General features: G+C 37.4%; 30 protein-coding genes and 2 riboswitches. Of the genes, 10 read left to right on the forward strand and 20 right to left on the reverse strand.

Features of this window, described 5'->3' with window-relative positions; genetic code table 11:
• The 5 genes from LACPOB_RS11505 to LACPOB_RS0101285 all read right to left on the reverse strand — a co-directional run.
• Positions 1–145, reverse strand: a 145-nt coding sequence (locus tag LACPOB_RS11505; RefSeq protein ID WP_017867026.1) for a helix-turn-helix domain-containing protein, incomplete at its 3' end; no start/stop codon positions are given.
• Between the two features lie 1,026 nt (positions 146–1,171).
• The gene (locus tag LACPOB_RS0101270) at positions 1,172–1,960 is read right to left on the reverse strand and encodes a serine hydrolase (RefSeq protein WP_017867028.1); all 789 of its coding nucleotides are present in this window, start codon (positions 1,958–1,960) and stop codon (positions 1,172–1,174) included.
• 33 nt (positions 1,961–1,993) lie between these two features.
• Entirely contained in the window at positions 1,994–4,555 is a 2,562-nt protein-coding gene (locus LACPOB_RS0101275; protein ID WP_017867029.1) for an excinuclease ABC subunit UvrA, read from the reverse strand.
• A 318-nt stretch (positions 4,556–4,873) separates the two neighbouring features.
• A complete protein-coding gene (locus tag LACPOB_RS0101280; RefSeq protein ID WP_017867030.1) occupies positions 4,874–5,386 on the reverse strand; it encodes a DUF805 domain-containing protein in 513 nt (170 codons plus the stop codon).
• A 347-nt stretch (positions 5,387–5,733) separates the two neighbouring features.
• Positions 5,734–6,081, reverse strand: a complete 348-nt coding sequence (locus LACPOB_RS0101285; RefSeq protein ID WP_017867031.1) for a hypothetical protein — start codon at positions 6,079–6,081, stop codon at positions 5,734–5,736.
• A 199-nt stretch (positions 6,082–6,280) separates the two neighbouring features.
• Between LACPOB_RS0101285 and LACPOB_RS0101290 the strand changes: the two genes are divergently transcribed.
• The 3 genes from LACPOB_RS0101290 to LACPOB_RS0101300 all read left to right on the forward strand — a co-directional run bounded on the left by LACPOB_RS0101290 (position 6,281) and on the right by LACPOB_RS0101300 (position 7,933).
• The gene (locus LACPOB_RS0101290) at positions 6,281–6,643 is read left to right on the forward strand and encodes a hypothetical protein (RefSeq protein WP_017867032.1); all 363 of its coding nucleotides are present in this window, start codon (positions 6,281–6,283) and stop codon (positions 6,641–6,643) included.
• Between the two features lie 153 nt (positions 6,644–6,796).
• Positions 6,797–6,991: a hypothetical protein gene (locus tag LACPOB_RS0101295; RefSeq protein WP_017867033.1), complete on the forward strand. Its 195-nt coding sequence runs from the start codon at positions 6,797–6,799 to the stop codon at positions 6,989–6,991.
• Between the two features lie 282 nt (positions 6,992–7,273).
• The gene (locus LACPOB_RS0101300; RefSeq protein WP_017867034.1) at positions 7,274–7,933 is read left to right on the forward strand and encodes a DUF975 family protein; all 660 of its coding nucleotides are present in this window, start codon (positions 7,274–7,276) and stop codon (positions 7,931–7,933) included.
• Between the two features lie 55 nt (positions 7,934–7,988).
• On the opposite strand, the gene LACPOB_RS0101305 is transcribed toward LACPOB_RS0101300, so the two are convergent.
• The 4 genes from LACPOB_RS0101305 to LACPOB_RS0101320 form a co-directional block, all read right to left on the reverse strand.
• On the reverse strand, positions 7,989–8,258 hold the full coding sequence (locus LACPOB_RS0101305) for a type II toxin-antitoxin system RelE family toxin (RefSeq protein ID WP_017867035.1): 270 nt from the start codon (positions 8,256–8,258) through the stop codon (positions 7,989–7,991).
• Complete coding sequence (gene relB / locus LACPOB_RS0101310; RefSeq protein ID WP_017867036.1) at positions 8,258–8,473, reverse strand: type II toxin-antitoxin system RelB family antitoxin; 216 nt, start codon at positions 8,471–8,473, stop codon at positions 8,258–8,260. The genes LACPOB_RS0101305 and relB overlap by 1 nt, the downstream gene beginning before the upstream one ends.
• Before the next feature lie 213 nt (positions 8,474–8,686).
• A complete protein-coding gene (locus LACPOB_RS0101315) occupies positions 8,687–9,322 on the reverse strand; it encodes an NUDIX hydrolase (RefSeq protein WP_017867037.1) in 636 nt (211 codons plus the stop codon).
• Positions 9,323–9,558: 236 nt separating this feature from the next.
• Positions 9,559–10,893 carry a gluconate:H+ symporter gene (locus LACPOB_RS0101320; protein WP_017867038.1) on the reverse strand — a complete coding sequence of 445 codons (1,335 nt, stop codon included), beginning with the start codon at positions 10,891–10,893 and terminating at the stop codon, positions 9,559–9,561.
• A 162-nt stretch (positions 10,894–11,055) separates the two neighbouring features.
• On the opposite strand from LACPOB_RS0101320, the gene LACPOB_RS0101325 reads away from it, so the two are divergent.
• On the forward strand, positions 11,056–11,883 hold the full coding sequence (locus LACPOB_RS0101325; protein WP_017867039.1) for a Cof-type HAD-IIB family hydrolase: 828 nt from the start codon (positions 11,056–11,058) through the stop codon (positions 11,881–11,883).
• A 209-nt stretch (positions 11,884–12,092) separates the two neighbouring features.
• Here the strand turns inward: LACPOB_RS0101325 and LACPOB_RS0101330 are convergent, their stop codons facing one another.
• The 7 genes from LACPOB_RS0101330 to rsmG form a co-directional block, all read right to left on the reverse strand.
• Complete coding sequence (locus LACPOB_RS0101330; RefSeq protein WP_017867040.1) at positions 12,093–12,842, reverse strand: DUF1129 domain-containing protein; 750 nt, start codon at positions 12,840–12,842, stop codon at positions 12,093–12,095.
• 400 nt (positions 12,843–13,242) lie between these two features.
• Positions 13,243–14,346, reverse strand: a complete 1,104-nt coding sequence (ychF, locus tag LACPOB_RS0101335) for a redox-regulated ATPase YchF (RefSeq protein ID WP_017867041.1) — start codon at positions 14,344–14,346, stop codon at positions 13,243–13,245.
• A 39-nt stretch (positions 14,347–14,385) separates the two neighbouring features.
• Positions 14,386–14,562, reverse strand: a complete 177-nt coding sequence (locus tag LACPOB_RS12395) for a DUF951 domain-containing protein (protein ID WP_081607027.1) — start codon at positions 14,560–14,562, stop codon at positions 14,386–14,388.
• A 12-nt stretch (positions 14,563–14,574) separates the two neighbouring features.
• Positions 14,575–15,453, reverse strand: a complete 879-nt coding sequence (locus tag LACPOB_RS0101345; RefSeq protein ID WP_017867043.1) for a ParB/RepB/Spo0J family partition protein — start codon at positions 15,451–15,453, stop codon at positions 14,575–14,577.
• A complete protein-coding gene (locus LACPOB_RS0101350; RefSeq protein WP_017867044.1) occupies positions 15,443–16,210 on the reverse strand; it encodes a ParA family protein in 768 nt (255 codons plus the stop codon). The genes LACPOB_RS0101345 and LACPOB_RS0101350 overlap by 11 nt, the downstream gene beginning before the upstream one ends.
• A gap of 19 nt (positions 16,211–16,229) precedes the next feature.
• On the reverse strand, positions 16,230–17,087 hold the full coding sequence (noc, locus tag LACPOB_RS0101355; RefSeq protein ID WP_017867045.1) for a nucleoid occlusion protein: 858 nt from the start codon (positions 17,085–17,087) through the stop codon (positions 16,230–16,232).
• A gap of 154 nt (positions 17,088–17,241) precedes the next feature.
• A complete protein-coding gene (gene rsmG / locus LACPOB_RS0101360; RefSeq protein WP_017867046.1) occupies positions 17,242–17,970 on the reverse strand; it encodes a 16S rRNA (guanine(527)-N(7))-methyltransferase RsmG in 729 nt (242 codons plus the stop codon).
• Positions 17,971–18,145: 175 nt separating this feature from the next.
• Between rsmG and LACPOB_RS0101365 the strand changes: the two genes are divergently transcribed.
• A complete protein-coding gene (locus LACPOB_RS0101365) occupies positions 18,146–18,889 on the forward strand; it encodes an alpha/beta hydrolase family protein (RefSeq protein ID WP_017867047.1) in 744 nt (247 codons plus the stop codon).
• Positions 18,890–18,962: 73 nt separating this feature from the next.
• Positions 18,963–19,619 carry an HD domain-containing protein gene (locus tag LACPOB_RS0101370; protein ID WP_017867048.1) on the forward strand — a complete coding sequence of 219 codons (657 nt, stop codon included), beginning with the start codon at positions 18,963–18,965 and terminating at the stop codon, positions 19,617–19,619.
• Positions 19,620–19,689: 70 nt separating this feature from the next.
• Here LACPOB_RS0101370 and LACPOB_RS0101375 read toward each other — a convergent pair whose 3' ends face one another.
• The 3 genes from LACPOB_RS0101375 to LACPOB_RS0101385 are packed head-to-tail and all read right to left on the reverse strand — an operon-like array spanning position 19,690 to position 21,207.
• Entirely contained in the window at positions 19,690–20,451 is a 762-nt protein-coding gene (locus LACPOB_RS0101375; protein WP_017867049.1) for a 3-oxoacyl-ACP reductase, read from the reverse strand.
• Positions 20,451–20,675: a DUF2829 domain-containing protein gene (locus LACPOB_RS0101380; protein ID WP_017867050.1), complete on the reverse strand. Its 225-nt coding sequence runs from the start codon at positions 20,673–20,675 to the stop codon at positions 20,451–20,453. Before LACPOB_RS0101380 ends, LACPOB_RS0101375 begins: the two co-directional genes overlap by 1 nt.
• Before the next feature lie 40 nt (positions 20,676–20,715).
• Complete coding sequence (locus LACPOB_RS0101385; protein WP_017867051.1) at positions 20,716–21,207, reverse strand: QueT transporter family protein; 492 nt, start codon at positions 21,205–21,207, stop codon at positions 20,716–20,718.
• A gap of 8 nt (positions 21,208–21,215) precedes the next feature.
• Positions 21,216–21,260: riboswitch (PreQ1 riboswitch) on the reverse strand.
• A gap of 323 nt (positions 21,261–21,583) precedes the next feature.
• On the opposite strand from LACPOB_RS0101385, the gene LACPOB_RS0101390 reads away from it, so the two are divergent.
• From LACPOB_RS0101390 to LACPOB_RS0101405, 4 genes are all read left to right on the forward strand, one after another.
• Entirely contained in the window at positions 21,584–22,243 is a 660-nt protein-coding gene (locus LACPOB_RS0101390; RefSeq protein ID WP_017867052.1) for a metal ABC transporter ATP-binding protein, read from the forward strand.
• Complete coding sequence (locus LACPOB_RS0101395) at positions 22,243–23,043, forward strand: metal ABC transporter permease (RefSeq protein ID WP_017867053.1); 801 nt, start codon at positions 22,243–22,245, stop codon at positions 23,041–23,043. Before LACPOB_RS0101390 ends, LACPOB_RS0101395 begins: the two co-directional genes overlap by 1 nt.
• Before the next feature lie 366 nt (positions 23,044–23,409).
• A riboswitch (THF riboswitch) is annotated at positions 23,410–23,512 on the forward strand.
• A 96-nt stretch (positions 23,513–23,608) separates the two neighbouring features.
• Entirely contained in the window at positions 23,609–24,154 is a 546-nt protein-coding gene (locus LACPOB_RS0101400; protein WP_017867054.1) for a folate family ECF transporter S component, read from the forward strand.
• A gap of 359 nt (positions 24,155–24,513) precedes the next feature.
• The gene (locus LACPOB_RS0101405) at positions 24,514–25,011 is read left to right on the forward strand and encodes an O-acetyl-ADP-ribose deacetylase (RefSeq protein ID WP_017867055.1); all 498 of its coding nucleotides are present in this window, start codon (positions 24,514–24,516) and stop codon (positions 25,009–25,011) included.
• A gap of 7 nt (positions 25,012–25,018) precedes the next feature.
• Here the strand turns inward: LACPOB_RS0101405 and LACPOB_RS0101410 are convergent, their stop codons facing one another.
• Positions 25,019–25,621 (reverse strand): uracil-DNA glycosylase family protein, encoded by a 603-nt coding sequence (locus LACPOB_RS0101410; protein WP_040532576.1) that lies wholly within the window; start codon positions 25,619–25,621, stop codon positions 25,019–25,021.
• Positions 25,622–25,898: the final 277 nt, after the last annotated feature.

The following is a 25,898-nucleotide window of genomic DNA, read 5'->3' on the forward strand; positions in this document are numbered from 1 at the left end:
GATAAATAGTACTTCGTGCCCGACCTAAACGTTGCGCGATCTGCATGACACTCAGACCGTCTTTTAAAGAGGCTTCGATCTGTCCTCTTTCAGCCGCAGATAATTGTTGATAGTGCTTTTGCGTGTTAGAATATATTCGAGTCATAAAGGTCTGCCTTTCTATTTAGTTTAGACACTTATAGTTTAGGCCTTTATGGCTTTTTTTGTTTAATTTTGACTTGTGTTGCACTTGGATTGTAAATCAGGCCTAAACAAAACTTGTCTCTAATATTACCACTACTGTTTACTCACCGTTTTTCTCAATAGCGGTAAATTATTTTTTATGGCAAAATTTCTAAAACTTCCTAAAATAAAGTTGTTTTTAGCTTTATTTTAGCAAATAAAAATCAACTGACAAGCTAAGGATGGTTTAAAAAAGCCCAAAATACACTGCTATGAATAACAAAGTTAATTTATACTAAAGAATTTACCTGCCTATTCTGCAACGGTTAGGAGGCACTAATTTTATATCAAAAACCTAACTCCCCCACTCATGTTCGGCTTAATAACCACCTGATTTGCTGACTGGCTAGACAGTAAATACCACAAGTAAAACAAAATAGGCAACATCTAGCCCACTAAAAATAGCCCTCAAAGTTCGCATCTGTCGAGGGCTTTGGCGTTAATTTTATTCCAAAACTTAATTGCAACTAAAGTATAGCATCATTTGCAAAATGTGTTATTCTTTGAGTTGTGATCACAAGGCTTTGGATATTTGTTCGTGTTATTAGAAGTATAGAGTTCCGTGAGATTACATAACCACGACTTGAAAAACTTTCAAGTATTCTAACAAGCATAAATAGGAGTCTCATTATCATGATCTATCCCTTTTAGTCAGAAACTTACTACTCACTTTTATTTTTACATATCAACGTTTATTAAACTGCAATAATGCATATGCCAAAAACAATACTTGGAGCAAAACGATCCCCCATGAAAAATTATGTGTCATATATTCATAAATAACGCTCAATATCACTAAGACAATAACTACAATGGCAATCCACATATTTTTGCTCATTTAAAACACCTATCTCTTCTTTGACTAGGGCAGCCGACTACAAGGAACATCTTTCTAACTTAATTATACCGGAGATTTTAAATACCTCCAAATAACACGATTAATTAAAACTTATTCACTCATAACCTTTTGTAATAATAAGCGTCCAATATCTTGCTGTAGTTTCAATGCTGCGTGATGATGCGTCGTCGCTTTGTCAAACTTAGTGAGGACAATACAATCAAACCACGTTTGTTCTAATTGGATCCTCGCACAATCATGTTCCATATTAGCTAAATCTCCAGTTTTATTGAAAGTATCTCCAACAAATTGCAAATCATCGGCATAATAAACAAGCTTTGTGCGGTCAGTTTGTTCATGTAAAGACGTTTGACAAAGCTGCGCGAATTCATTTGCCCCGTCAAACAACGCCTGCCACGCAGGTAAAAGTGCTTCGGCGGTCAAAAAATTATCTTGTCCATCGACAACAGGGGCAATAAAATAACGCTGTAACTGCATGCCTGGATATTTTTCTGCTAACCAATCATTGACATTGCCCCTCCCAAATCGATCTAATAACACATTAGCAGCCGTATTATCGGAAGTAGATAACATCAAAGCTAAAACATCACGTAAACTCCACTCATTTTGTGACAAATGATGCATCACTCCCGCACCTGAAACTCGCTGTTTGGGACTAACAGTTAATTTTTCTTGCAATATCTCGGGATTCTTTTCCCACGCACATTTGACATAATCAGCGATCCCAATTTTTAGCAAACTAGCTCCTGGAAAAACTTCCTGTTCTCTATACGCGAAAGTTTTTCTTGTCTGGTCTTGGATCAAAACAGACACAAGACAACTCTCTTGTTGCACACGTTTAGTCAACGCTAAAGCTAAATCACCATCTAATCCTGCCATCTTTGTCCCTCACTTTTTCACTTATATTTATTATTATTCAGTCATAAATTCTGCCTGTAAATACTTGCCCGTAAATGAACTTGCATTGTTACTCAACTGTTGTATCGTCCCCGCAACTAAAATTTGGCCACCCTGCTGACCACCTTTTGGTCCTAGATCCAGACAGTAATCTGCATTAGCGATCATCTGCAAGTTATGTTCGATCACGATGATCGTAGCCCCTTGACTTAGCAAACGTTCAAATACATCCAACAAAACTTCAACGTCTTTAGGATGTAACCCGACTGTCGGCTCATCAAAGACAAACAAAGTACCTTTTTGTTCATGCCCCATTTGGGCGGCAAGTTTTAGCCGCTGAGCTTCACCACCTGATAAAGCGGGCGTACCTTCACCTAATACTAAATAACCCAAACCGATCTCATTTAGTAACTTTAATGTTTGATAAATTATTGGTTGATTTTCAAAAACAGATAAAGCCTCGGCAATACTTAAATTCAAAATATCAGCGATCGAATAACCATTCCACTTAACTTGCTGCGTATCTTCGTTATATCTCAAACCACCACAAGTTGGGCAAGTCTCTTCCATATCTGGTAAATACTGTATATCTAAGTTGATCACACCGGTCCCTTTACAGGTCGGGCATGCACCTGCCTTAACGTTATACGAAAAACGACTGGCAGTAAATTTCTTTTTCTTGGCTGCAGATGTTGCTGCAAATAATGACCTGATATAGTCAAATACTCCTGAATAAGTTGCTACAGTTGAACGCACATTTTTACCAACTGGTGTAGAATCGATCATTTTAACAGTCTTGATTTGTTCATTATCTAATCGATCTACATGCGTTGGCAACGGATTTCCTTTTTGTTGAGCTTTTATAGCTGGGATCAAGGAATCTAAGATTAAACTAGTTTTTCCTGCACCGGAAAAACCCGAAACGACTGACAAACGTTGCAATGGGAAATCAGCTGTCACGTCATGCAAATTAAATTTGTCGGTTACATGTAAACCAATTCTTCCTTGGTCAAAAATGTGTTTTTTTGCACTAACTTGTCTTTGTGATAATTTTTTAGTATGGGTCAAGTACGGCGCAATCAAGGAATTCCTATTCTTCTTAATTTTAGCTGGAGTTCCTTGTGCGATAATGTGGCCACCGACTTTCCCAGCACCTGGGCCAGTTTCAATAATATAATCACTGGCTGCAATAATCGTTGGATCATGTTCGACTACGACCACTGAATTACCCATTTTAACTAAACGATGAATAATATCGATCAAGCCAGTTACATTAGCTGGATGCAGACCGATCGAAGGTTCATCCAAAACATACAAGACCCCTGTTGTCTGACTATGCAAAGTTTTAACTAACTGGATCCGTTGCAACTCACCCGTGGATAAAGAAGCACTTGGACGGTCTAATGACAAATAATTTAAACCAAGTTCTAATAAAGGTGTAAGGGACTGAGTCAATTCTTTAGTAATTTGTTGTGCCATTTTCTGCATATTTTCGGGTAAATGGCCTACCAACTCATTTACAAATTGAGCCAGATCCTCTAAAGTCATAGCACTGACTTCAGCAATGTTTTTCCCATCCAACAAACTTGTTAGTAGATGCGGTGCCACACGTGTTCCCTGGCATGTTGGGCATTCAGCAAAGTTATAAAAACGATTTAAACGCGCTAATGTTCGTTCATTCGTTGAATTTTTAGCGGTATCTTCAACTGCTTGATAAGCATTTTCATATAAAGCATGGTCCATATTAAAAACCCGTCCAGTTGATGATGGAATCGAGATCTTGTATTGTTTCTTTTCACCATGCAAAACCAAATCTTTTTCGTGAGCAGTAAGATCTTGATATGGCACGTTGATCCGGACTCCCATTTGTTCAATCACATAGGGCATGAAATTTCGACCCGGTAAATGCCAGGACGCTACCGCTCCATCTTCCAGTGACTTACTAGGATCTTCAATTAGTGTTTGCGGATCGATCTGTCGAATTTGACCACTACCCCCACATGTCGGACACGCACCGCCAGAATTGAAGGCAAAGTCTTCAGCAGATGGGACTGCAAATTTTACCCCACAGACCGGACAGCTGATCTTCCCCATTTCATCACCACTAACAGCCATCTTACGGGCAATTTCGATTGTCGGTGATATCTGGTGACCATTGGGACAGCGGTGAGATGCTAAACGAGAAAACATTAGTCGCACAACGTTCAAAGTCTCGGTCATAGTACCGACCGTCGAGCGACTGCCTGGCACACTAGGACGTTGTCGCAAAGCAATCGCTGCTGGTAAATATCTAACCGCTGAAACTTGAGCAGGACTTGCCTGGGTAACTCTTCTTCTTGTATAAGTCGACAACGCGCTTAAATAACGCCGTGAACCCTCGGAATACAAAACTCCTAAAGCTAAAGAAGATTTACCTGAACCTGACAGACCAGAAACCGCCACAACTTGGTGGAGCGGGATATCAATATCAATATGTTTCAAATTGTGCACATAGGCATCCCTGACTTCGATTTTCATAGGGATCGAATTTTCATAGCTACGCACATGATCACCCCAATTTACAAATACTTTAAGCATAACCATTTTGCTCATAAATCGTTTTGCTTTTATGTTAATTCATTTTTGTACCGATATCTAGCCAAAAGAAACAACAGTGAAACAAAAGATGTTTTGAAACCCATTTGTAACGGCGACTGCATTATTTTGGATCGTAGCGAAGCGAAGAGCCAGAATAACGCGATCATCGTTATAGCAAGGCTTCAATTTTTTGAAACACGTTTAAGGGCCGTCAATCTTCCCTATTAAATGGGTTAGATCGACGACCCTTTTAGAATCGCATAGCTAGTTATGTCCCAGCCCCTTTTTTTAAAATTTATTATTTAAGAGAGTTGTTATTCAAACTTTTGAAGTACCTACCTTTTGTTGACGAAAAATTTTACTACGCCACCCTCTTTTGTGTGTAGTTATATAATTATCCGTTGGACGAAGTGACACATAGAAAACAATTAGATTAACTATTGTATTTATAATATCTACCAAGCTATTTAAGGTATAAATATTGTTTAAAATTGCTACAATTACCATCATGATGAAAATTCCCAGAATACCTAAATTAGCTAACCCTACGTCTCTTAATCGTCTAATGGATAAAGAAATAGCCGGAAAACCAAAAAAGATGAAAAAGAGAAGTAAAATAAGTAAAATGACAACTAGGCTAGTCTTTTTCTCAACTAAGGTCGTGGAAAGAAAAACTACTGCAAAACCAATTCCGATAGACAGAATTTCTATCCACCAAAATTCGCCTAGTTTAGTAACTCCAGAAAAATCAAATGCCCTTTTCCAAAAGTCAAACAAAGCTTTCTTAAAGGTAACTGGTTTTGTTGTGCTTGTATAATCTTTATCTTCCATAAGAGCATCTCCCTTCGCTGTTTATCTTCTCAATATAACACTGCTAATTTTTTAAACCAATTGAAAGGGGTTGCAAAAATATCTAGACCTATAACTTAACAAGATTGAAAAAAATTAAACCTAGAAACTCAATTTATCTTTAAGGTCTATTCGTAACAAACTCGTGCTAGATCATTTATTATTCTTTTTTTGAAAAAAAGCCGATACAGCAAATAATAGATATAGTTTCTATTGTAGTTAACACAAAGTACCAAAAACTCCTCCACGCTGGGTTAAATATAACGTCAAGAACCACAGAAATAATAAAAATAGTTAACCATATCAAAAAAATCTTCGATCTACTCATATTAAGGACCTTCCACTTTTTCGGTAAAAAAAGAAGGTATAATATTTGATGCAGCAATAATAAAAGGCATAACAAGATCAAAAACAAAATCAGGTGCCAGCCATACTAACAGTAAAGCTATTACAACTAAGATAGTTCTAAAGATTCCATCAAAATGATTGAAAGTTGTTTGATGGTATTTTTCTTGATAGGGTGATTTTTTACTGAATAGCAGCAACAGAACGATGAGGAAAATTAGAAAGAAAATAATTCCCCAAGTTGCATTTTGAAAATGGGTAAAAGAGATCCATGCCAATATAAAGGGAATATAACTTAAAAGGTTGATAAAGCCATAATGCCAGTCGATCAATACAAAACACCTCAGTTTCTTCAAAATAAGTATATCGTACTAAAACAAAAACTTTCAAATTATTAGTTTCCTGTTATTTACACATATTTAATGTAATATAAAAATTACATACATCTTTAAGGAGATGGAAAATATCTAAAAGTCAAATCAGAAAATATCGTGTTAAATGAAATCTTAGATGAAGTTTTGGGGAACGTAATTGTTAGGACTTATCCAGAATAAAAGATACGTATGTTATTATAACGGCAAGAAGGTGGAAATATGCATAAAAAAAGCTATACTATCTATCATAGGTCTTTTGGTGTTGTGCTTGGGTATTTTTCTGATATTCTTTTTTAGTTTTGATAAAAGAATAGAAAACGGATCTGAAAGGATCATCAACACAGAAATCAAAAATAAAGATTATCAAGCATTACGTGATCAATGTGACGAAAAAACTTTCAGTGAAATAACAAAACATAAAAGAATAAACATTGAAGTGCTTAGTGATAATCAAGGAGCCGAAGATGTGGCTTATTATCCAATAAAAATAAACGGTAAAAAGACTATGGATTATTTGTAAAATTTCATAGCATGTTTTGAACAGCACCACAAATTCAGAAAATACGTCAAAAATAACTTAAAACTTTATTTAACATAATTGCGGTTATCAGAAGTAAATTAGTTTTTCTGCCAGTTAAACTTTGCTATAGTGGGCTTGTAAGGGGTGGCAAAAATGTTAGAGAAATGGAATCAATTTAAAAAAGAAAATCCCAAGTTGTCAGTTTTGATAGGTAGTATATTAGGAATAATAATCGGAGTTATCATAGTATATGCGCTTGATCGAGAAATTCAGTTAGAATCTTTACTTATCCCTATAATTACAACTGTAATCACGCTATTAATCATGAGACAAAGTAATGAACGATAAACTATTTATGTTGAAAAAAAGGAGCAAGATTTTATACTTGCTCCTTTTTTAGGGTCCATTTATAACAAATGGACCCTAGTTTTAATTAATATAAAGCGAACTTATCGCAAGTCGAACTTTTAATCATGACTTTATCTTTCGGATAAAAAACTTGTGTCTGATCCCCCAAACCTATAATAAGTTTTCTGTGATACGACAGTTTTAGTGACACCATGCGTTTCACAGCTTTAACATAAGTATGTTAAATTAATAATAATTTATTTTAAGGAGATGTTACCCTTGATGAATCATTCGGAATTAAAGAAAAGCGCTAAGAACTTATTGATAAATCATTATGGTTTTTTCTTTATGACTTTCTTGGTTTATTTCGTTTTATATTTTTTGGGAGCTGTTACAGACGCTGTTGGCAGAATAAGGTATGGGAGTATTATAGATAGCCCTTGGACAGTGTGGGATTCTTCAAATACTATTTTTTCATTGCTATATAGTTTGATTTTAGTAGGAATCGAATTTATTTGTATCGATAGCCTACGTAATAAAAATACATACGATCACGGGTTTTCTAAAGGATTCACGATTTTTTCAAAAGCTAAATATTTTTGGGGCACTGTTTTTATTGCTATTCTCCAATTTATTTGGGTTGTGTTTTGGTCTTTGCTATTGATAATTCCTGGGATTATTAAGGGAATCGCATATTCTCAGGCGATTTATATTTATCGTGATTCAGTTGATCAGGGAGATCCAATTAAATATCGCGATGCCGTTACCAGAAGTCGTCAGTTAATGGATGGAAACAAGTGGAAATATTTTTGGCTGTCTTTAAGTTTTATTGGTTGGTTCATTTTAGTAGGTATAACAGCTGGATTAGCAATATTTTGGGTTGCTCCTTATTATCATCTAACTATGACTAATTTCTACGTTGAATTAAAAAAAGCTGCTTAAGTTGGAAGCAAAGCAAGCAAAAAGCAGGGCCCATTATTATAAATGGATCCTGCTTTTATTTGTTTTTATAAACATCGTTTCGTTTAGCAGTTTTAAGGACTAAAACGACAAACTCATTATCAACAATATCAACGATCATACGAAAAGCGCCTACTCGATAACGCCACAAAGTTTTTTTGTCTCCCTCAAGTGCTTTACCCCACTGCCGTGGATTTTCAGTTCCTTCAATGTGATCGTCTAGCCATTTGACCATTCTTTTTTGAACAGTATGGTCCAATTTTTTAAATTCCTTAAAAGCTTTTTTATCAAACTGCCAAGTATACATCAGTCAGAAAGAACCTCTTTAAGGACATCTTCCCGAGAAACACGTTCGTTTTCTTCTTCCAGAATTTTCATTCCGTCCGCATAATCTTGGACATCTTCAACTTGCTCTAAAACGGCTTTACGCATAAAGGCAGAAACACTTAAACCATCAAAAGAAGCTAAATTTTGTACTTCCTTGTATTTATCTTCTGGCATACGAATTGTTGTGGTAGTCATAATTAAACACCCTTCTTTCTTTTAAAGTAAGCCCATTATAACATATTTGAATACAAATGTATTCTATTTAAAAACTAGCAAATTTCTCCCAAATTCAGGGGCTATTTTGCTAGTTTTTTGTTGCATTTAGACCCTAGCGGATCTTCGCAATTTTAAAAAGCTGATTTAATAGGAAAGCCGAGGGTCCATTACTAAATAATGGACCCTAAATTATTAATCAAATTTTGTTTCCCAGTGTTGTGTTTGGCGGCATTTAAAGACCATTCTTAAATCTGCTGGCAAATTACGGTTAAGAGATAGTTTTAATTTCAAAGCTTCTTCTAAACTAAAAAAAGCCACATTGCTTGTTTCAACCCCACTATGGATAGGTGTATTTTCGGGTACGCACTCAAAAAATAGTTTGTAGATATAATTAAAACTTTGTTTATGATATTGATGTTTTGCCATATCATAAACTGCAATTAAGCGTTTTGGTTCAACCTTTATTCCGGCTTCTTCTTGGGTTTCTTTAACAGCTATTTCACTCGCCGAATACCCAATGTCCGCCCAACCGCCAGGAATTGACCATGTTTGGGTGGATTTTTCTTGAACCAGCAAAATCTTGTCGTTTTTAAAAGTAACTGCCCGCACATCTACCTTAGGTGTGACATAGCCAGTATCCTGATCAAAGAATAGTTGTAATTGTTCTGGCGTTGCAGTCGTTAATTGAGCCACTAATTTTTTAGAAACCTCTTCCAATTGCTCATAACGTTCTTTATCATAAACATCTTTAGTATAGAATTTGCCTGATTGTGCAATGGCTTGTAATTGACTAATTAATAGAGTTAATTGTTGTGTCGAGTTTTTCAAATAATCCTCCTCGTTTCTGGCAATAAAAGATTTAAAGCATTAGTTATTCCAAAAGGTGCAGTAATTTCTGCTGGTGTGATAAAAGTATAAGTCTCATTGGTTACATTTCCATTGATCCACATTTGCGCCAAGGTTGGTTAAAGCTTGTGCAGTAGGTATTCCTAAGGTAGTTGCTAAAACGTCGAATGAAAATTCGTAGCCATATTTTTAAGGTGAGCTGGTATCAAAGATGTTTCCTATAAAGTACTTAACAACAGGACCGTGCCAAGACCAGCAAAAGCTATCATTGAAGTGGTTGTAGTCCACGCCAAAAAAGTTTCCTTAACCGAAAAGTTGAAATATTCTTTGACCATCCAAAAACCAGCATCTGTGACATTATCACCAAAAATACTCCCCGCTCCGATCGCGAGAACGACTAAAACTGGATCTGCATTAGTTTGGAGGATCAAGGGTCCCATCAAACTTGCAGACGTCATGGCAGCAACCGTTGAAGAACCTAGACAGACATGCATTAAAGCAGCAATCAACCAACCTGCGATCAATGGCGAAAAATTAATGCCTTCAAACAAACCGGAAATATAAGCTGCGATCCCACCTTGTTCTAAAACCGCCTTAAATGCACCACCAGCACCCGTTAAGAAAACAACTAAAGCAACTTGTCTGACACCTTTATCAAGTGAGTGGCCAATTTTTTTCATGGAACGTTTCTGTTTAACCCCCATCGTATAGATCGCCACTAATAAGGACAACACCATCGCCACGTCGGGATCAGCGAAAAACTTGAGTATTGGCAAAATTGATTTTGGAAGCGTAAATAATTGCCGTGAAATAGTCAAAACACCAATCAAGACAACTGGCATTAAGGTCGTTAACACGCTTGTTGAAAATTTGGGCAAATGTTTTCTAGGAGGTAAAGCTTCGCCATCATCAAAACCATTTAACGTTTCTTGATAACGATATATTTGTGGGAAAAAATGTTCTAAAACTGAGTTCCATAAGGGGCCAGCAATCAACATGGTGGGGATGGCAACAATGATCCCGACCAAGATCACATCACCAATATCCACGTCAACGATCTCAGCTAATGCAGTTGGTGCTGGATGAGGAGGCAATAAGCCATGCATAGTATTCAAAGTCGCTCCCATGGGTAACGCTAATTTAGCCAAGGGAACACGGAGTTCTTTAGCGATCTCAAAAATAATCGGGATCAAAACCACTAAACCAACTTCAAAAAATAGCGCAAAACCAATGATTGCTGAAGCTAATACGACCGCTAGCTGCATTTTTCGTTTGCCAAAACGATTGATCAAACTATTAGCGATCACATAACTACCACCAGCATCCGCCACTAATTTACCGATCATCGAACCACAGCCAATGATCAAAGCTAGATCTCCTAACTGTTCCGCCATACCTGTCGTGATCACTCCCGGCAACTTTGGCAGTGGGATCCCTAAAACTACACCAGCTAGTAGTGAGATCAGCAACAAAGCTGCAAAAGTTTCAATTTTAAACTTAACGATCAAGATCACTAATAACACGACACTGATAAACACTACAAGTAGCGGCATATTTTACTCCTCCAATATATGTATGTATCTGCTTAAATTCTACCATGAAATCTAAAAATATTTCTACAGTACCTATTGAGCATTCATAGATCATGTGCAATACATAGAGTATTAACTAAATTCATTGTAAAATAAGAGTAAAACAATGAGGAGTGAACTTACGTGCCAAAGATAAAAATAGTTTTTAGTGACGTGGATAACACCCTGATCACTAGTAACAATGAAATTTCACCTGGCGTCAATGCAGCAATCAAAAATTACGTTCAGAATGGTGGAATTTTTGTACTAGCATCTGCTCGTCCGCCATTAGGAATGCGTGATCTAGTAGAACAATTAGACTGCGGTGCATTAATAATTTGTCTAAATGGCGCTTTGATACTACAAAGCTCATCAGATGACGCACAAACACGCACATTATTTGAACAGTCAATGGAACCAAACGTTTTAACAACAATTTTAACAATAAACCAAAGTCAACATCTGTCTTTAAGTATAAATGTTTTTGCCAGACAAAAGTGGCTTGTCCAAAAATCTGATTACTGGGTCCAACAAGAAGAAGATATCACTGGTGCTAAAGCAACCATTGCTCCATTTGAACAACAGCTAGGGACTGCCCAGCAGCCCATACATAAAATTTTATGTATGGGCCAACCAGAAGAAATCAGCATTTTAGAACAACAGTTAGAAAAATTCCCCCAGCTACACCTGAGCTACCAACGTTCAAAGCCAACTTACTTAGAAATCGTAGATGCCAGTGTTTCCAAGATGAAAGCCATCGAGAAGGTCGCTGAGTTTACTAAGACCTCATTAAGTCAAACAATGGCGATCGGGGACGGCGAAAATGATTTACCTATGATCAAAGATACAGGGATCGGGATTGCCGTGGCAAATTCATTTCCCAAAGTCAAAGCTGTTGCTGATCATGTCGTTAGTTCAAACAATGACGATGGTGTGGCCGAAGCCTTACGTAAATATACTAATATGGACTAAAAAAGGGGCTAGGACAAAACTAGCTGTCCAATCCTAAAAGGGGCCGTCGATCTATCCCATAAATGGGTTAAATCGACGGCCCCTTAAACGTGTTTCAAAAGATTGAAGCCTTGCTGTAAGGACGATTGCGTTATTCTGGTTCTTCGCTTTGCTACGCGCAATCGACGTTACAAAGCGTCTTCAAAACATCTTTTGTCTCACTCTCTTTCTTATCTTCTACCAACATCGCGTCCCATTTTTGGAAAATGCAGTGTTTGGTTCAAGAAATATCTAGCACCAAATGCGATCACACCTAAGATGATATATACTATCGGATTCAATGTCTGATTATACTTCACTGGAATCAATGCGATCAAACCAAAGGCGACCATCCAAATCGCGATCAGCTCTAAAGTAACTACGATCCCGCGGATAACTTTATGGTTGGATTGCTTAGTTTTATTAGGATCCATCATGACATAGAAGAATGCCAAACCAACACCAGCAATGACCGATGTTCCAAGCAATGTGACCCAGCCGCCATTGACAGCATTCTTACTCTTATCAAAGAAACCGACTAATGCATACATCACACAAAACATGATGAACATGATCAAACCATTATCCAAAGCCATCAACCAAAAAGTCTTGCTGGTACTACGTTCTTCTTTCTTTTGAGTTTGGCCCTGCATGATTTTTTCTGTATATTCAGTGACTGTACCATACAATTTAGCAGCTGTGACACCACTTTTTTGTTTATTCAGCAATTCACGGTATGTTTCGTTTAAAACTACTTCCTTTTTCTCAAGATCATAATTATAATTATCTAAATTTTTATTTAGATGGAACATGAAATCCTCATTACGCTTAGTTAAGCCTGCAAATTCGCCATCTCGGACTGTAACCTCAGCATGTTCTTGATGTTTTTCTTGCCTTTGTGCAGCCTTTTCATTTTTTTCCCTAACTGTTTCTTCCTTCAAGGAAAGTCCTCCCATTCTCCTGGTCGAGTTCTCGTATTTAAAGCCTAAGTCTATTTAGGCTGAAATAATTCCCAGCCCCTAAAAATCTGTATCCAGCCTAACTCTAGCTTCTCACTCGATTTTACTAATAATGCTGGATGTGAGTTTTTCTTTTTACTGTATTATAGTATATCAAAAATTATCTTCTAATAAATGAAGATTGCTCTTGCAACAAGCTACTTAAGTAATTAACCCTCTGCTTTGTAATAACACTTACATAAACCAGCACTAACTTCTATACTACAGTATCTAAAATCGTATTATAACGTAAGGTCCTATTAATGCCAGAACCGTAAAGGTAACTTTACTTACCATTGAAGTTTAATAGTACTCAAGTTTTCCTTGGTTTACTTTGTCTTATTTAGACATTAAATCTGAAATCAATAATATCGCCATCTGAAACGACATATTCTTTTCCTTCAAGTCGGAGCTTTCCTGCCTCTTTAACTGCTTGCATGCTTCCATATTGATCCAAATCGTCAAATGAAACTGTCTCTGCACGAATAAAGCCGCGTTCAAAGTCAGAGTGGATAATTCCAGCAACTTGAGGTGCTTTCATGCCCTTCTTGAATGTCCATGCGCGGGTTTCTTTTCCACCTGCTGTAAAGAATGTTGCCAAACCTAACAATTTGTATGACGCTTTGATCAAACGATCCAAACCAGATTCTTCGACACCTTCAGCTTCGAGAAAGTCTTGGCGGTCATCGTCGTCTAATTCGGCAATTTCCTCTTCAGTCTGTGCACAAACAGCTAAGGCTTGTGAACCTTCACTAGATGCAAAGTCTTTGACCTCTTGGAAATACTTACTTGCATCAGGGTCAGCCATATCATCTTCGGCAATATTAGCTACATATAAGACTGGTTTTGCACTCAACAAGAACAACCCCTTAACGATTTTTTGTTCTTCTTCATTAAATTCAAGTGTCCGCACTGACTTGCCAGCTTCTAAAACAGGTTTGATACGTTCTAAGACCTTGAACTCAGCAATTGCATCTTTGTCTTTAGTGGTCCGAGCCACTTTTTCAACTTTAGCATAACGCTTATTAACGGCTTCTAGATCAGCTAAAACTAATTCCAAATTAATGGTATCAATATCATCCAAAGGCGAGATCTTATTTGAAACGTGCGTAATATTGTCATTATCAAAAGCCCTGACAACATGCACGATCGCATCAACTTGTCTGATGTTTTCTAAGAACTTATTACCTAAACCTTCACCCTTACTGGCACCCTTAACGATCCCAGCAATATCGGTGAATTCAAAGGTCGTATGAATAATTTTCTTAGCCGGTTCGATCTCATCGATCCGCTGTAAACGACTATCTGGTACTTCGACCATTCCGACGTTAGGATCGATCGTAGCGAATGGATAATTAGCCATTTCAGCGCCCGCTTTTGTAATTGCGTTAAATAATGTTGATTTACCAACGTTAGGTAAACCGACGATACCTGCTGTTAATGCCATGTTTTTATTTTCACTCTTCCTTAATCTCGATTTTTCATTTTACTTATTTAAAACTTTTTTCATACGCCGCTCGAATTCTTTCCGGGATAACATCACTAACCGGCCACAACCAGTACATTTGATCTTAATGTCCATTCCCATGCGAATGATCTCCCAGCGGTTAGTTCCACAAGGATGCGGCTTTTTCATCTCTACCAGATCATGTAAATCGTACATTTTCTCACCTACTTAGTCCAAACGAATATCTAAAACATCCAAGATCCTGTTCAAATCATCATTAGACAAATAATTGATCTCGATCTTACCTTTACCTGATTTTTCATTATTCTTAATGGCAACCTTCGTACCAAACTTTTCGCCTAAACGTTCTTCACTTTCCTTCAAAAATGGAGAACTTTTCTTTTTCTTGTTTTTAACTGGCTTCTTTAAATCACCATTAAGTGCAGCAACGGCTGTTTCCAACTGACGAACTGTCATATTTTGTGCCACAGCTTTTTTGGCCAGTCCCAAGATTTTTTCCTTATCTTTAACTGACAATAAGGTGCGTGCCTGTCCCATCGAAAGACTTTGCTGGCGGATCATCTTCTTGACTTCACCAGGCAAACTTAATAAACGTAAGTAATTAGCAATATACGGACGTGATTTACCTAAACGATCTGAAACTTGTGATTGAGTCAGATTCAATTTTTCCATCAAAGTATTATATGCTTCTGCTTCTTCGATCGGATTTAGATCTTCTCTTTGCAAATTTTCGAGAACAGCGATCTCCATCATGTGTTCTTCGTCAACATCACGAATGATAGCTGGGATCGTCTTTTTCCCAGCCTCACTAGAAGCACGAAAACGCCGTTCACCAGCAATAATTTCGTAACCTTTGACCGTTGATCTGCGCAAAATAATTGGTTGGAAGACACCACTTTTTTGGATAGAATCTGCTAGTTCTTTTATTCCTTTTTCATCAAAATTTTTACGTGGTTGGTAGGGGTTAGGACGGATCTCATTTAAAGAGATCTCAGTAACAGTTTCATTTTCTTCAGCTTCATTATAATCCTCAAATAAAGCTTCTATCCCCCGACCTAAACCCTTAGAACTCTTTTTATTCACCATGGGCTGATAAAACCTCCTTGGTCAATTCCTTATACTTCCAAGCACCCTTAGAGTTAGGGTCATATTCAATGATCGACATTCCATGACTTGGTGCTTCAGATAAACGTACGCTGCGTGGAATGATCGTATGATATACTTTTTCCTTGAAAAACTTACGGACCTCTTCAACGACCTGGTTACCTAAATTAGTTCGTGCATCAAACATCGTAAGTAAAACACCCTCAATGTATAGATCTGGATTAAAGTGTTTTTGAACTAAATGCACCGTATTCATCAATTGACTTAATCCTTCAAGTGCATAATATTCACTTTGTACCGGGATCAAAATACTATCACAAGTTGTGAAAGCATTGATAGTTAATAATCCTAAAGACGGTGGGCAATCGATCAAGGTGTAATCATAATCGTCAACAACTGGTAGGATCGCATCTGATAAACGTTTCTCGCGCGCCATCTGTGAAGTTAATTCTATTTCTGCACCTGATAATTGAATCGTAGCAGGGATCAGATCCAGGTTTTCTGTATCAGTTTTGATGATCACATCTTCAACTGGTGTTTCATTAACTAAAACATCATAAATATCTTCTTTTATGGCTGATTTTCTGACACCTAAACCACTTGTGGCATTACCTTGAGCATCTAGATCGATCAAGAGTACTTTCTGACCTTTTTTGGCCAAACCAGCTCCAAGATTGATGGCAGTTGTTGTTTTACCAACACCGCCCTTTTGGTTCGCTAACGCAATAACTACTCCCATCCGAACGATTACCTCCTACTTAATTGTTCTTTTCTTTCTTACTTTTTTCATCAATAGGAATGTCGATGATCATCCGATGAAAACCAGCAACATCCTCTTCTGTTGTCTTCAATTCAATACCTGCATCTAGAACCATTTTGACAGATTTTTTGATCGTATTCACTGCCACCTTAGTACTCCTTGATGTCCCTTTAGTCCGGACCTTTGGCTTTCTTTCAGCCTGTTTCGATCTATTTAATTCTTTTTGAACTAATTTTTCAGTTTCTTTAACTGATAGTTTTTGCTCAAGTACTTGCTTTAACAATTCATCTTGTTTAACAGAGTCGACACTAACTAACGCACGGCCATGTCTTTCAGATAACTGACGTTGCAAAATTGCTTGTTGAACTTGTGACGTTAACTTCAATAGACGCAATTTATTAGCCACGAATGATTGACTTTTTCCGATAGCCTGACCTAACTGTCCCTGTGTCAAATCATTTAACTGCATCAATTGTTGATAAGCCTGCGCTTCTTCAATTGCTGTCAAGCTTTCACGCTGTAAGTTTTCGATCACTGCCATCGAAGCTGCCTCATTATCAGACATCTTTCGAACGATCGCAGGTATTTTTTTCCAGTTTAAAGTTTCAACTGCTTTGAACCTTCGTTCACCCGCAATTATTTCATATTTATTGGCCTCATATTCCCGCAAAACGATCGGCTGCAATAAACCATGTTCGTGAATTGTGTCAGCTAACTCATCAATACTTTCTTTAGTAAAGATTTGCCGTGGCTGAAACCGATTAGATACAATATCTGTCAACAAAACCTGCACAACTTCGTCTTCTTTGCGCGGTCTTTCTTCGTGTTTATTTTTTCCAAAAAATGAAAATGCCATAACTGGCCTCCTCGATCACATTGTCTTTAATTTTACTTAGTAAATCTTAAATAGCCTTGACTAATAAAGAGCCTCTGGCAGTTTGTATGTACCCTTTTGATTAAAAAATTCCGTGATCACCATCTTTTACGCTTATGCAAGCCACTTCGCCTTCTTATTTTGTTAACGGCAGTTTTGCTGGTGTTCCTGCTTTGCGCGGGTATTTTTTTGGCGTGGCTTTTTTCTTATCGATCACGATGATGTGTCTTTTTTCATCTGTTTGTGGCAAGGTAGTTTCAATATCTTCTTGTAATTGGCCACCCAATGTTTGGATCGCGTATTGAGCCTGTGTGAGTTCTTCTTGTGCTTTTTGTGCCTTTAAAGCGATAAACTTACCACCAACCTTAGTTAATGGTAAACATAACTCTGACAAAACCGGTAAATTAGCCACTGCCCGTGCAGTCACAATATCAAAGCTTTCTCGAGCTGGGCTTTTTTTTGCACCAAAATCTTCGGCCCTGGCATGCGTTAAAGTGACATCAGTCAAACCCAGTTCACCTACAAGTTCTGCCAAAAATTTGATCCGTTTATTCAAAGAATCAACGATCGTGACCTTTAATGATGGAAATAAGATTTTTAATGGTAAACTGGGAAAACCCGCACCCGCACCAACATCACATAGTGACAACGACCCTTTTTTTAATTGTGCTAAATAAAAAGCCGGGACCAAAGAGTCATAAAAATGTTTCAAATAAACTTCTGGTTCAGCCGTAATAGCTGTTAAATTGATTTTTTGATTCCACTCTACCAACAATTTAAAATATGTATCAAATTGTTCTTGCTGTTGTGACGTTAATTCGATATTCTGTTTTTGTAATGCTTGATAAAATTCTTCTGGTGTCATACGAGCCCTCTTCGTTTCTTTTTGTGAAACAAAATAGTTTAATTAATGTTTCACGCACTTATTACAGTTTAATTTATTTATGGGCGAAATACAACCTCTCACATAAGAAATAGAGTAACATATATAGGAAAAGAAAAACAATTTTCTAACTCTCTCATAAAGGTGGTCTTCATCCTTGCAAGAAAAAAATCATATTAAACAATTAGCCGAGCCATTGGAACAACAACTACCCCGTATTTGGCAACATCTTGCCTACTATAGCAACAAACGGGGATCTCAATATTTAACGTTATGTGTTCCAGCAAACTTAACTGGACAAAAACAGCCACATTATCCCGTTATCTTGTTTGCTCCAGATCATGCTACGAACCGCTTAAGTGCTTTGCTACAATTAACACGTAAAGGCTATGCTATCGCCGTTATTGACGAAGTGGAAAAACGACCGTTGGAAAGTTTTTATTCGGCTGCACGTTTTTTGATGTTACATGCTTTCAAGTATCAGCTAGATTCCAACCGGATCATTGCAATGGGCGAAGGAGTTGGTGCTTATGCTGCAGCTGGTGCTACTTTTGGCTCGAACGAACAAAAAATTCAGCAAGAAGATGTCCATACATTACCAGTACGTTTCCGCAGTTGTATCACGATAGCTGGAAGATTTATTCTAGCTGACCAGCCTCAATTAACTGATTTATTGGGTAAACGTAACTTGCCACCGTTCCTGCTATTACACGGAACGGCTGATCAAGTAGAGGATATCCAAGCAAGCCAGCAGTTGTTTGATTTTTTAAATCGACAAGAAGCTAGCGTTAACTTTTACAAATTAAAAGATTGTCCTCATGGTTCTGACGCTTTTTTCACGCCATACATGGTAGACATCTTAGCTGATTTTATCGCTAGTTCAGTCAAAAAAGGGAAATAGAACAACCTGGTCTTTTTTGATAAATTTTCTTATGCTATACTTGTGCAAATTCAGATTTAAGGGGTAATGAAACATGAACAATGAACAACGATTAGAAAAAATTGCGCAGTATTCACACGCACATATGACACAAGATCGGACCGGACATGGATACGACCATATTCGCAGAGTCGTGGCAATGGCGCGCAAACTAAGTGCCAAAGAAAGCGCTGACCTTTTAGTAACTTTAGCATCAGCTTACTTACATGATGTGATCGATGACAAATTAGTCGATGACCCCCAAACTGCTTTAGACGGACTTAAATCTTTTCTAATTGAGGTTGAAGTTTCTGCCCAACAGATCGAACAAATTTTATTTATTATTCAAAACATGTCCTTTGCACATACCTTAGACAATAAGCCAGTTCAATTGCCATTAGAAGGTCAGATCGTACAAGATTCTGATTGGCTCGATGCCATTGGTGCTATCGGCGTAACTCGGGCGGTTTATTTCGGCGGACATCATTCAGAAAAGATCTATGACCCACGGATCAAACCACGCGAATCAATGACTAAAGAAGAGTACCGTAATTTGCAAAACGAAACGATCATAAACCATTTTTATGAAAAATTACTTAAAATCAAAGACAAGTTAAATACACCTAGTGCAAAAAAAATTGCTGAAAACCGCCAACGATTCATGCTTGACTTTTTGACAGAATTTCAGGCCGAATGGGATGCTAAAAAATAACTTTATTTATATAAAATAGCTCAGTAGCTGTTTACGATCCATCATCGCTTAACATCTACTGAGCTATTTATTATTTTTCAGTCCATCCACCATCGATCGGTACGACCGCACCATGAATATAGTCCGCTTGTTTCGAAGCTAAAAACAAACTCAAAGCAGCAACTTCTCGTGGGTCAGCCCACCTTAATGCAGGAGTTTGTGCAGCAACCTCTTTTGCCATTTTTGCTTCTCCAGCAAAATCAGCTTTGTTCATTGGAGTTTTAATTGCACCCGGAGCAATACAGTTTGCGCGGATCCCTTGACTTGCATAATCGTAGTCAAGTTGTTTAGTATAACCGATGATCCCATGTTTAGCAGCCGTGTATGCCGCACCGCCACCTCCAGCCACCAAGCCAGCGATCGATGCCATATTTACGATCACTCCATGGTCTTTTGCTAACATCTGTGGTAGACACAGATTAGTTAGCAAAAACATACTGGTCAAATTAGTAGCTAATACATTGTCCCATTGCTCTTGGGTTGTTTCCAATGAAGGTGTATAGGAATCTAAGATCCCTGCGGTGTTTAATAAAATATCAATTTGTCCCGACTTTTGAATCATTTGGTCAACTACTTTTTTTAAATCTGCTTTTTTTCTAACATCGCAGTCAAAAAATGAGAAGCTATCTGGAAATTCTTCTTTCAAACTATCAATTTGGCCGTTACGTAATATATCAGCCCCATACACCACAGCGCCTCTTTTTAAAAACAACTGTGCTTGAGAATAGCCGATTCCAGAAGCAACACCAGTCACCAAAACGATTTGATCTTTCACTGAAAAAATATCCGGCATTAGTCGACCAACTTCCAGTCATCAGCTAAAATATCACAAGAATTAGGCATAAACTGTGATAATGCAGGTTCTTCTTTAGTTCTGATCAAGAAATAAGGATTAATAGCTTCACCATTTCTACTATCTTCATTTACAACAAAAATATATTCTTCACTGCCGCCCCATTCTTGACGGACAGCTTTTTTACCGTTCTTTAATTCTGGCAAAATTTTTTCAAATGTCATTTGAATTCTCCTCGCATTATATATTCTACAGGTCTATATTTTAAACCGTTAAATCGACCTTCTTAGAAAGAAAATAAGTCAAGACTGCTCCAGTGGCCATGGCTAAAAATTCACCAACTCCAACTGTCAGATATGTCCACCAAAAAGGTGCTTGACTAACAAAATACAGTTCTAAAGCTACACTCCATGACATCAACGTACATACAACAACGCTGATCGTCAATTTTACTGGGGCCGATGAAGTATATCGACTTAGAAACCAACTAAGCGAAGTCATGACCAACGTCCCCAAAGTTCCGAAAACAACGTCGATCACGCCCATCGATGACCATAAGTTAGCAATCAGACAACCCATAGTCACTGCCCAAATATAGCGTTTATTAAACACCGTCAAATTATTCAGCATTTCAGCTAAACGAAACTGGACAGGCCCATAAGCTAACGGTATCAGTGCCACCGTCAACACGACATAAATTGCTGCGACCAAAGCTGTTTTTGTCAGTTCAGAAACAGCATGGTTTGCTTTTTCCATGATGAAAAAACCTCCTAGTTTTTTTAGGTGGGATGTTTACGAACCACCATTATTAATGTGAAAAAATTCCACTTCTTTAGTATAGATGAAATTTAACTCTGTGCAATGATAAAAATAGTTTGGCTAATTTCTAAATAGTAATCGAACTTGCCTTTTCTCGATTACACGAAGAATTGATATTATTGTAAATCGTAATGGTTTCACTTATCTAACCAAATATGCTTGACATCAACATTTATAAACTGTACGATTTATCGAAGTGATTACAAATACAACGCAATATTTAAATAGTTTTCTGAAATATCGACACGTTATCGTAGTCACTCATTTATCTACACGATCTCAACTAAATAAATTTAAGGAAAGTAATGCTCTCATGAAAAATATTTTAACCGTCTCACATCTAGACCTTAAGATCCCAGACCGGCTTTTGTTTTCAGACTTGAATTTTTCATTTCCGAAAAATCAACTAACGTGTATCACAGGCGAAAACGGAGTCGGTAAAACCACTCTGATCAAACATATTTTGCAAGATCTGGAACACAAACATGAACAACATGTACAATCGACCATCGATCGCAGCAAAATACAATATGTGCCACAGTTGCGTAACATCGATGACGACTACCCGTTGTGCATCCGAGACTTTGTTTCTTTTGGTTTAAAAAAACGTCTGCTACCGTGGAATTCCAAGAAAATGAAGACTAAAGTCGAGCATATCTTGGCGGAAACAAAATTGACCCACATCGCTTCACATCCACTAGGACACGCCTCTGGTGGTGAAAAGCAACGTGCCTATTTAGCACAAGCCTTGTGTGCCGATCCTGAATTGCTGATTTTAGATGAAGCAACCGCTAGTTTAGACACTGATTCCAAAAACTTCCTATTAAAATTGCTAAAGAATATCATGCATGAAAACAATTTAACTGTTTTATTCATCACACATGATCCTGAGCTGATCGAAAAATACAGTGATTATGAGCTAAATCTCCATAACCAAACTGCAACTTTATCAAAAAAGGAGGCTGTCAATTAATGCTCGAATATAATTTTATGCGTTATGCATTCATTGCTGGCATTTTCATCGCTTTGATCTGTGCTTTTATGGGTGTTTTTGTCGTAGCACGGCAAACTTCATTTTTCACCCATACTTTATCGGAAATCGGATTTTCTGGGGCTTCTTTTGGTGTTTTTGCCGGAATATCTCCCTTACTTGGCATGCTCTTATTCACATGTACCAGTGGTTTATTGATTGGTTTATCTGGAGAAAAGGTTGGACGCCGAGAAGCATCGATCAGTGTTTTTTCCGGTTTATTCTTAGGTTTAGGTATTTTGTTTTTATCGCTATCTGAAAAACAATCAAATTATGCTACCAGCATTTTGTTTGGTAGTATCGTTGGGATAGATAAAGCAAATCTGATGACATTAGTCTTATTAAGTATTGTTTTGCTAGTTATCGTTGCCCTATTATTCCGTCCACTTGCATTTAATTCTTTTGATGCACAAGGTGCTGAATATAACCAACGTTTTAATCAATTGATCTCAATTACCTTTTTGATTTTATTAGCTTTAACGATCAGCATTACTGCTCAAATAGTAGGTTCTTTATTGATTTTTGTTTTACTGACGATTCCCGCTCAAGCTGCCAAATATTTCGTCCATTCACTAAATAAAATGATCAGTTTGACGTTTATTTTTGTTTTAGTTGGAGTTTGGTTAGGTCTTTATCTAAGTTTTCTAACCGATTGGCCGGTCAGTTTTTTCATTACCGTGATCGAAGCATTGCTTTATGGAAGTGCAATTTCAAAACAAAAAATCACTACTGCGCATAATTAGAATATAATGATATTATTGGTAGACAGTGAAACAAAAGATGTTTTAAAACACGTTTAAGGACTGAGGCTGTGACAAAACAATGTCCCAGTCTCTTCTTTTGCTAAAAACAATCAAATTATTGCTTTAAATTTTTATAGCGTAAACGACGTTACATATCAGTTTCAATCTTTTGGAACACATTTAAGGGCCGTCGATTTATCCCATTAAATTGGATTAAATCGACGGCCCTTTTAGGATTTGACAGCTAGTTTGATCCCAGCCCCTAGCTCCGTTTTTAAATAATTAAATAACTTCATCTCTGATTCAATTATTTTTTGTAAGTATCATTTCTAGTATTTTATATTAACTTGTGCTATATTTGACAGGTTAGGGGTAGGGATAATAACGTCAAGGGTCGACGGAACGGAATGTGAACGTCGATTGAAGGACCTCCGTCATAGGTTCGCGCTATTATTCCGCATTCACCAAAAATTTAATATTCTCGGTGCTTGTCTCCCCCTTAATAAGGCTTGTTAACTATCATATTTTCATACAAGCCTGAATATAATTTAGGGAGATGTTTATTATGACGATGCTATCTTTTAGAAGTCCCAAACTGACTACACGGACTTTATCATTAACTGCTTTTTTAATTGCTTTAAACGTAATTTTGGGAAAGCTGGCAGTTGGTTCGGCGTCTTTAGTCAAATTTAGTTTCGGTTTCATTGGCACTATGTTGCTAGGATATTTTTTAGGTCCATGGCTAGGCGGTGTCGCTAAGATCTTATATGACTTAATTGCTAATACGATTCTAGCAACAGGTACACAGTTTTTTATCGGCTTTACATTAACTGCCTTTCTTTCGGGCGTAATTGCGGGATTATTCTTGCATAACCAAAAAATAACCTGGCAACGTCTGGCAATTTACGAAGTCATACAAATGTTGGTCACTAATATCTTTTTCAACACTTTATGGATCCATCTGTTATATCAAGCTCCATGGGCAGCACTACTTGCCGTCAGAATACCCAAGAGTTTGCTTACGTTACCACTTGAAGTGATCTTAGGCTTGATGATTTTAAAAAGTGTCGCACGGTTAAACTTATCGATCAGCAATCAAAATAAATATTAAAAGAAACCTAAGTGAGGCACTCAACCAGCGCTAGCTTACAAATAGAGTCGTTGTATCGTAAATTTTTAGCGATATGGCGTCTTTTATTTTATAAAGATAGAAACTTTTCTTTTACTTCATTTAAAAAGAGGCTGGGACAAAACAATATTCCAGTCTCTTCTTTTGCTAAAAATAATCAAATTATCGCTTGTAATTTTTATAGCATAAACGCGTTTCAAAAGTCTGAATCATCAATGTAATACCATTTACGCCATTACATACCGGCTTCAAAACGACTTTTGTCCCGCTCTCTTTCTTTGTCTTCTATCGCTATATTTTCTATACTAAATGTGATTCAAAAATTCAAATGAGGTGACAAAATGACTCAAATCTCGATCATCCAAGGTGACATCACCAAACAAAAAGTAGATGCGATCGTCAATGCTGCTAATACTAGTCTACGCGGTGGTGGTGGCGTTGATGGCGCGATCCATCGCGCAGCTGGGCCTCGTCTAGACAATGCCTGCCAAAGACTAGGAGGATGTGCTACTGGTGAAGCTAAAACGACACCAGGCTTTGATCTACCAGCAAAATATATCATTCATACACCTGGTCCGATTTGGCAAGGTGGGCAGAATAATGAAGCGCAATTACTATCTAATTGTTATCAAAACAGTGTCCTTGAGGCACAAAAGCATGGCTGTCACAGCCTGGCTTTTCCATCAATTAGTACAGGCATCTATGGTTATCCATTACAGCTAGCTGCTAAAGTCGCCCTGTCAGCCATCAAAAGCACGCAAACACAACTTCAAGTGTATTTTGTCTGTTTTGATACAATAACTTATCAAAAATACCAGCAAACTTTAAAGGAAATGTAAAACATTATCATCTTCCTAACAAGCCGGCAACACGCTCTTGTAACACTGGTATAACTTCGTCTTCAAACCAGGGATTGGTCTTTAACCACCGCCGATTTCTAGGTGATGGATGTACCAACGGTAAGTATTGTGGCAAATAACGTTGGTAATCATAGATGACATCTGATAGACGGGTACTTTTCTTCAAATCAAGATAATAACGGCAAGCATAGCTCCCAACTAATAAGGTAAGCTCAACTTCTGGCATGGTTTCACGTAGTGGGTCATGCCATTTTTGTGCAAAACCAGTTCGGGGCGGCAAATCCCCGCCTTTACTAGTTCCAGGAAAATAAAAATCCATCGGTATGATACCGATCAAACCTGAATCATAAAATTCCGCTCGTGAAACCCCCATCCATTCTCTTAAAAGATCACCACTTCGGTCATTCCATGTCAAGCGCGTTTTTTCTGCCACTCTGCCCGGCGCTTGACCAACGACCAAGATCTTTGCGCGCGGATCAACTAAAAAAAGCGGATCTATCCCGCGCTTAGTATAAGATTCATTTTGTGGATCTGCCTTGATCTCTTCGGTTATTTTTTCAATCTCATTCAAAATTTCACTTTCCTTCATTATAAATAACATCTTCTTGTATCCTAGCAAACTCTGATCAAACAAAAAAGAAGCAGGCATAATTGACCACCTACTCCCATACTCCGACAGTTGACTGTTGGAGCCCCTGCCAAGAACTATATTATATCACTTTTTTCTTTAAAATTTTGTAATAAAAGAATCATATAAAAGTAAATCGAAAAATGCCTGATTTACAATCCAAGTGCAACACAAGTCAAAATTAAACAAAAAAAGCCATAAAGGCCTAAACTATAAGTGTCTAAACTAAATAGAAAGG

Source organism: Ligilactobacillus pobuzihii E100301 = KCTC 13174, from assembly GCF_000349725.1.
GTDB lineage: Bacteria > Bacillota > Bacilli > Lactobacillales > Lactobacillaceae > Ligilactobacillus > Ligilactobacillus pobuzihii.